General features: G+C 28.7%; 7 protein-coding genes. 1 reads left to right on the forward strand and 6 read right to left on the reverse strand.

All coding sequences use genetic code 11. From position 1 onward, the window contains the following. Positions 1 to 39: 39 nt before the first annotated feature. From DP68_RS15535 to DP68_RS15555, 5 genes are all read right to left on the reverse strand, one after another. Entirely contained in the window at positions 40 to 1,329 is a 1,290-nt protein-coding gene (locus DP68_RS15535) for a glycoside hydrolase family 18 protein (RefSeq protein ID WP_035311139.1), read from the reverse strand. Between the two features lie 122 nt (positions 1,330 to 1,451). Beyond that, complete coding sequence (locus tag DP68_RS15540; protein ID WP_291549706.1) at positions 1,452 to 3,056, reverse strand: MASE3 domain-containing protein; 1,605 nt, start codon at positions 3,054 to 3,056, stop codon at positions 1,452 to 1,454. A gap of 198 nt (positions 3,057 to 3,254) precedes the next feature. After that, entirely contained in the window at positions 3,255 to 3,737 is a 483-nt protein-coding gene (locus DP68_RS15545; protein ID WP_035311142.1) for a DMT family transporter, read from the reverse strand. Positions 3,738 to 3,749: 12 nt separating this feature from the next. Next, positions 3,750 to 4,172: a DMT family transporter gene (locus DP68_RS15550; RefSeq protein ID WP_035311145.1), complete on the reverse strand. Its 423-nt coding sequence runs from the start codon at positions 4,170 to 4,172 to the stop codon at positions 3,750 to 3,752. 58 nt (positions 4,173 to 4,230) lie between these two features. Beyond that, on the reverse strand, positions 4,231 to 5,280 hold the full coding sequence (locus tag DP68_RS15555; protein ID WP_035311147.1) for a hypothetical protein: 1,050 nt from the start codon (positions 5,278 to 5,280) through the stop codon (positions 4,231 to 4,233). Between the two features lie 223 nt (positions 5,281 to 5,503). On the opposite strand from DP68_RS15555, the gene DP68_RS19765 reads away from it, so the two are divergent. Continuing rightward, on the forward strand, positions 5,504 to 7,243 hold the full coding sequence (locus DP68_RS19765) for a methyl-accepting chemotaxis protein (protein ID WP_035311149.1): 1,740 nt from the start codon (positions 5,504 to 5,506) through the stop codon (positions 7,241 to 7,243). Between the two features lie 64 nt (positions 7,244 to 7,307). Here the strand turns inward: DP68_RS19765 and DP68_RS15565 are convergent, their stop codons facing one another. Then, the gene (locus tag DP68_RS15565; protein ID WP_035311151.1) at positions 7,308 to 7,490 is read right to left on the reverse strand and encodes a small, acid-soluble spore protein, alpha/beta type; all 183 of its coding nucleotides are present in this window, start codon (positions 7,488 to 7,490) and stop codon (positions 7,308 to 7,310) included. Between the last annotated feature and the right edge of the window lie 128 nt (positions 7,491 to 7,618).

Raw genomic sequence — 7,618 nt, forward strand, 5'->3', positions numbered from 1 at the left:
AATACTTATGATGATTTATAATAAAGCCATTTTTGAAATTTATACTAATTTAATAACATTAAAATTTTCTTCAATAAGCAACCAATTTTGAGGAAATGAAAGTCCCAGTTTCCAGTAGCTTATTCCTCTTAAGTTCAGTTCTTTTATAAGATTAAACTTTGCTTGAATGGATCTAGCGTCTTCAAACCATACCTTATGTGATCTTCCTTGATTATCAACATAATCAATATAGGGAGCTTGAGCTTTATAATCATATTTTATTGGAACATTATTAACTCTTGCTATTTCAATAGCCTGCTGTGGGCTAACAGCTCTTGCATACTGTCCTCCTTGAACATAAGGCAGAGTCCAATCATATCCATACAAATTTTGTCCCATCATAATTTTAGATGAAGGCATTTCTGTAAGTGCATATTCAATCACTTGTCTTACTGGTCCAATAGGTGATACAGGCATGGGAGGACCTGCACTATATCCCCATTCATAAGTCATTAAAACCACAAAATCCACAATTTCTCCATGTGCTCTATAATCGTGTGCTTCATATAATAATCCTCGTTGAGTTGAGCTAGTTTTTGGAGCAAGTGCTGTGGATAAAGTTATACCTTCCGGTGAAAGTTTTTCCTTTGCTTTTCTTAAAAAATTGTTATAATCTTCTCTGTTCTCAGGAGATATAAATTCCAAGTCAAAATGAACATCTATAAATCCTATATCATTTGCTATTCTAGCAATATTATCTAGCAATCTATTTTGCATCTCTTCATTGGTTAAAATTATTCTTGCGAGCTCTGTGCTGAATTGACCTTCTTCCAAATTACTTAACACCATCATTAAGCCAGCTTCGTTTTGTACCGCAATTTGTGGAAAATTATTTAACAACGGTTCTATTAAATTTCCATCTCTTTGAATTCTATAACTAAATGGGGCAAGGTACGTTAAATATGGAGTTGCCTCCTCTGCTGCTTCTTCAAGAGCAGGAGTTACTGATGTCCCAATAGGTTCAACATATGCATTTATTTCAGCACTGGTTTTAGGTTTTGGTGGAATGAATAATCTAAATCCAACTTGAAGAGGTTCGTTTATTGAAATATTATTAATTCGTGCAAGCTCTGTATAGTTAATATTAAACCTTTGTCCAATGGCAGATAACGTATCCCCTGACCGTATAGTGTAGAAATTTCCCCATACTGGAATTACTAGTGCTTGACCAACAACCAACTGATCTGGATTTTGAATTTCATTTGCAACTATGATTTGTGAAATAGTAGTATTATAGGCATTAGCTATTCCATATAAAGTTTGACCTTGCTGAACTACATGTATTTGCATTATTTTATTCTCCTATAAAATTAATCTATAATATTAGTATATGTTATTTACAAAAAACTGTATCAAAATAAAAAACTAGAGATTATTATTTAAAATACTCTCTAGTTATACTTTCTTTAAAATTATACACTTACCATTGCTTCTTGAAATTCATCATCTTTTATGCAAGGTAAAATAATTGTAAAAGAGGTTCCTTTCCCCGGATTACTTTGTATGTCTATTCTTCCATTATGCTGTTTTATTATTTCATAACATATACTTAATCCTAATCCTGTACCACTTTTTTTAGTAGTATAAAATAGTGTTCCAACCTTTTCTAAATCTTCACTAGACATTCCTTTTCCATTATCTTTAATTCTGATAAACATCTCATTTCTTTCTTCACTATATCCCGTTTTTATATCTAACGTAGGCGCTGCTGTTTCAGTCATTGCATCTACTGCATTTCTACAAATGTTTAATATAACTTGCTTTATTTGTACCTCATCACATAGCAAGTACCGTTCTTCTTTTGATATTTCCATATTAACCTTTATACCTTGTACTAGTGACGATGTTTCAACTAAATTTTTCGTACTTTCAAATATATCATACATGGAAACTTCCTCTAGTTTTGTTTCTCTAGGCTTTGATAAAAATAAAAACTCACTTATAATTGCATTGACTTCGTTTACATCATTATTAATTTTTTTTGCATATTCCTTAACTTTTCCTGATTGTGATACAGCTTCTATTAATTGGCATCGCCCTTTTATGGTTGTTAAATAATTTCTAGTTTCATGTACTATTCCTGCTCCTAATTGTCCTAGTACTGCAAGCTTATCTTGTTGCTGTATTATTAATTTTTCTTGCCTAATTTGCATATTTGCTTTCTCAATTTTTTTATAAGCATCCTCTAGTTGCTTATGTTTTATTTCAAGCTTTTCATAGGAGTAAGTAATTGTACTAATAAAAATTCCTCTAAATAAAAAATAATAGGATGTTATTTTTAACATATGTCCAATTGTCCAAAAAATTCCTTCAACTGAACTATATAATGTAAAGCATATTTCTGATGGTATCATCATAAGAAGAGCTACTAATATATAGTTATATTCCACCATATTTTCTTCATAGTTTTCATTAAGTATTTTACCATTAATTATATATAGGCTTGTACAATATAAGGCTATAATTATATACTCTAAAACTATTTTTACTGGTGTAACTCCCTTAGTTGTTAATAGTATTGGGAAATAATCATGATAACTAATTGTGCAATAATACACTATTAAAACTATACTAAGTGCGATTCCGAGGCCTTTCCATTTATTGAGTCTATACTTAAACTTATACGTACATAAAAGTATAATTATAGCTTCTGTTAGCCTTCCAATCATCCAATACCTTGTGGATAGATCAAAATATGAATTAATATTTAAATCTAATTGTAAAAAATAAATAGCATGCATTATATCAAAATTTGCTATAACTAAAAAGCCTAAAGCTAGTATACAATTTCTTGATGAATTTCTTTCATAGTTATACCATATTGATACAAATATTGCCAATGCAAAAAAAACACAAGTTGCCTCTAATATTGTATGATACAGGTTTAAGTTTTCTATCCAAGTGTTGTGCATAAATATTGCAATACTTATGCATGCCGCTATGTAAAACAAAGACTTAAATATAACACTTTTTCTTACTTCTTGTAAATCGTGTTCACCGCTATAAATCATATTCATTTTTAACGCTCCCCATCCCATTAAATTAACCCATAAATACATAATACCATTATTTTCAATATTGTTATAAATATTAATTTACATATTCACACATTATTAACAAACAATTGTTCTTATTTATTGAATTTTCATTTAAAACAGTGATGAGTTCTTAATTATAATTAAGAACTCATCACTATAAAAATATTAATTTAGCTATTAGTCATTATCTATAATAGTTTCTTCTAAAATTTCATGTTCTTCCTTTTCCATCTGATTTTTATCCAAATTAGTATTATACAGAAGTCCTAAGATAATAATCAATCCGCCAATTATTTTCCCCTTTGAAACAGAACTAAGTCTTATATAATCTATTATTATCCCTGTAAAAACTTGACCTATAAAAATAAGAAGTGTACTGTATATGGCTGGTATCTTTGGAATTATTACATTTGAAGTGGCTACTACCATAACTCCGATAAATCCCCCCAAGAATCCGTAAAACGGAACATTACTTAAGTTATTAGTAATAAACTCTCTAGGTCCTTTTAGTATCATCACTAAAACTAAAGTAAATCCTAATCCGACTATGTAATTCACAAGAGTTCCTTGGAGAACTCCTATTTTATTAGCTAACCTAGAATTTATTATCATTGACAATATAACTAATCCCCCAGTTATGGCTGCTAGTATTATATACATTTCTACTCCCCCTTAATACATAGTCATGACGACAATTCCTATAAATATTATTGCAAAACCTATAAGTTTTTTCTTTTTAAACTTATAAGTTTTCATCCCTAACAATCCAAAATGATCAACAATACATGATAATAGTAGCTGTCCAATAATGCCCAATGATAAAGTTAATGAAGCTCCTAAATTATTAAAGCAGATATTGTTAAAAGAGACTACGAATACTCCCATGGCCCCTGCACTAAACAAATATGTAGGAAGCTTTTCTTTAATCAAGAACCTTTGTTTTTTAAGTACTAGTAAAAGTACTATCGTGATTAATCCTACTATGTGTATTATAATTGTTGCTAAATACGTACCAACCTCAATGTCTAATACTCCGTTAAATGCAACCATTATAGCAATTAAAACGCCTATAAACGCTGCAGAAAATTTATACATACAATCCCTCCATCATCTTTTAATACCCCATTAATAAGTTTATCAAATAAAATAGCTTTTATAAAGTAGAGTCTAATTTTCTAACTTCTTTCACAACTAGCTTTGTATATAGCTCTATTGCACTTATATTAGAGTATATTCTATCATTTGAGTTAACTATACTTTTATATTCTATATCATCTATTAGTAATTCATGTGTTTTATTGTTAGAAATAAAGTTTATAATTCTCAAATTTTCTATAGCTTTATTAATTAATCTAAAACTATTTTTATCAAATTCATCATATTTTTCTTCCTTACAAATTTCAAAATTGATATCATAAGCTAAATGATTAATTTGCCAAAAGTGCTCTAAGATCTTCTGCATAACTTGAAGCTTTTTTCGCTTTTCTCCTGTAGATAAATACTTTGACTCACTTATCACTAATTCAATATTTGAGTGTACTAAATCTAGATCATTAAATATATATGGAAAAAGAGTTATATATTCCTTTCCTCTATTTATGCACTTATTTTTTAGCTGTGTTTTTGTATATTCTAATCCATTTAAAAGTCTAAGTTTTGCAAATTCTAGTCTTTTGTATGCTATTTCTCTATAATATATAAAAGAAAATAAATAATTATATAAAATAGCTATTATCACTCCAATGCCTAGTGCTACAATTCTAAGTTTGAATGTAAGCCATATACTAGGATTGCCTAAGGAATTTTTTTGAATATATTGAGTCATATAAATGCATGTGAATATTGCCACAGGAGAAATCATTCTCCAATTTATTTTAAGAGATAAATATAAGGTTAATCCCATGGAAATTGCAATAGTGAAAACATTTATGCCTAAAAATACTATTAGAATTGATGTACATATTGCTCCTAATGTGGATGCAATAAGTTGGATTACGCCGCTTTTAACCCCCACTATATTAATAGGCTCTAAATTGTACATAACTCCTAGTAATACGGAGATCATATCCAACCTTGCAACACTGGATATTTTCCCAACAATATATCCTGTTCCTATTGCTAAAATCGCTTTTATTATATAAAGCTTTGAGTCAAATAATATCGCTTCATTACTTAATCCAAGCACAGTAATTAATCTCCTCATACTTACCTCCAAGATCAATATTAAAACTATTATAGTTATTAATTTTCCCGTTATATTGTTTTTTATCAATAAATAAACTTAGTAAAACCAACGTCTTAATTTTCTACATTTCGTCATATTGTTTATATTAAAAATATATTATTCCATTTTTAACCAATGGCATGATATAATATAGTTGCTATAACAATTATTAAATAAAAACAAACTCAAAAGGGGGCATAAAATGAATAATAATAGCGGCATAAAACTTAGATTATATATGATGGTAGCATTCACCATAATATTAACAATTGGCATTAGTATTTTCTCTTGGACTTCTTTTAATAATTCAAACGAAAAATCTCATTCCAGACTTCATAATACTATTGACTATATTGATCTAGTTAATTCTTCACGAAAAATTCAAGTTGACTTTAAAGAACAGGTGCAAGAGTGGAAAAATACTTTATTAAGAGGAAATGATCCTGCATCATTTAAAAAATACTATGATGCATTCTTGAATAAACATAAAACCATTCAGGAAGATTTAATAGCACTTAAGAAAGATATGTCTTCAAAGGATTTAGATACTTCATTGGTTGATAATTTATTATCCTCTCATAAAGAATTATATGATAAATATACTATAGCAATTAAAAAATACGATTCTAATAATAAGGAAAGCTTTAAGATAGTAGATACCTTAGTAAAAGGTATTGATAGAGCCCCTACAGATGATATGGATTCATTAGTAAAGCAAATTGAAGATACCGCAAAACTTAAAGCAGAAGATATGATAAATGAAGCCAATAAGGAATCCCTTAATTTTAGAAAGACCTTAAGTGGAATATTACTTTTTAGTATCTGTGTAATTGCGTTTTTAACTATTCTCATCTTATCTACTTATAAAGGAATTAAAAACTTTATCTCAGAACTTGAAAGAGTTATTAATAAAGCAGAACAAGGTGATCTCACTGTTGAAGGTAGGGTTTATTCTAAAGATGAATTGGGAATGCTTACCAAACAATTTAATAAGTTTTTGAGTGAAATTAGATTCTTAATTTCTAAAGCAAGGGAAACGAGTGTTGTTGTATTATCTTCTTCTCATGAAATATTGAAGTCTTCTGAAGAAACTAGTAAAGCATCTGAAGAAATTTCTGCAACTGTTACAAGTATATCAGAAGGTGCTTTAGAACAGTCAAAATTAGCTCATGAAGGCAATAATTTAGTAAAAGATGTCTCAATTAGTTTACATAGTATAGCTGATAATACTCTAAATATAAGCGATCTTGCAAATAAATCTATGAAAATCGTAAATAATGGTACTAGAATTCTTGAGTACCAAAGGAATAAAATGTCCCATAGTCAAAAGGCTTCACAAAACGTATCTGAAGTAATTTCAGAGTTATCTATTAAGTCTTCTGAAATTGGGCAAATTATAGGATTTATTAATGGAATCACAGGACAAACCAACCTATTAGCTTTAAATGCTTCAATTGAGGCTGCTAGGGCTGGTGAGGCAGGGCGTGGTTTTTCAGTAGTTGCTAATGAAGTAAAAAAACTAGCTGAATTGTCTAAGGAGTCAACCGAAAAGATTAATAACCTGATAATTGAAGTTCAAAGGGATATTGAAAAGGCTGTTATTGAAATGAATAACACTAAAATTTCAATAGACGAGCAATCATCTTCTCTTCAATCAACAGAAAATGCATTTAACGATATAAAACTTTCTGTTTCTGAAGTAGTAAATAAAATCAATGCAGTTTCTTATGAAACCCAAATTGTAAACAGTAATATATTATCTGTAGAAAACTCAATAAATAATATTGAAAATCTAGTTACTGAAAGTGCTTCCTTTACAGAAGAAGCTGCATCTATAACTGAAGAACAAACGGCATCCATGGTAGAAATATCTTCTTCTATAAATGAACTTACAGAACTCTCAAAAGATCTTCAAAACACTCTAGAAAAGTTTATTGTCTAAGTGTATATATAATTAAAAATAAAATAAGGACATTTTGATAACTGTCCTTATTTTACTTAAAATCCTACATACTATTAAATTTTCCATCTTTCATTTCAGGTCTTAATTTATTTTTGCCTAATTTTTTAGATTCATTAGAATACCCTATTTCATTAGATGTTTCCATTTTCATTTTATCTAGTTGTTTTTTAGTTTTTTGTTTTGATTTTTTATTATCTTTACTATTTTTATTACCTTTGTGTGACATAAAAACTCCTCCTTTTGTAGAGAAACATTTATATGCTGCTTACTCTATTAATTTCTCCAAGAGTAGATACTTTTATGTTGCATAATATAAGGAAATTGTGACGTTTTTATAAAATGAAAACACAAGCA

The organism is Clostridium sp. HMP27, from assembly GCF_000765165.1.
GTDB lineage: Bacteria > Bacillota > Clostridia > Clostridiales > Clostridiaceae > Clostridium_AK.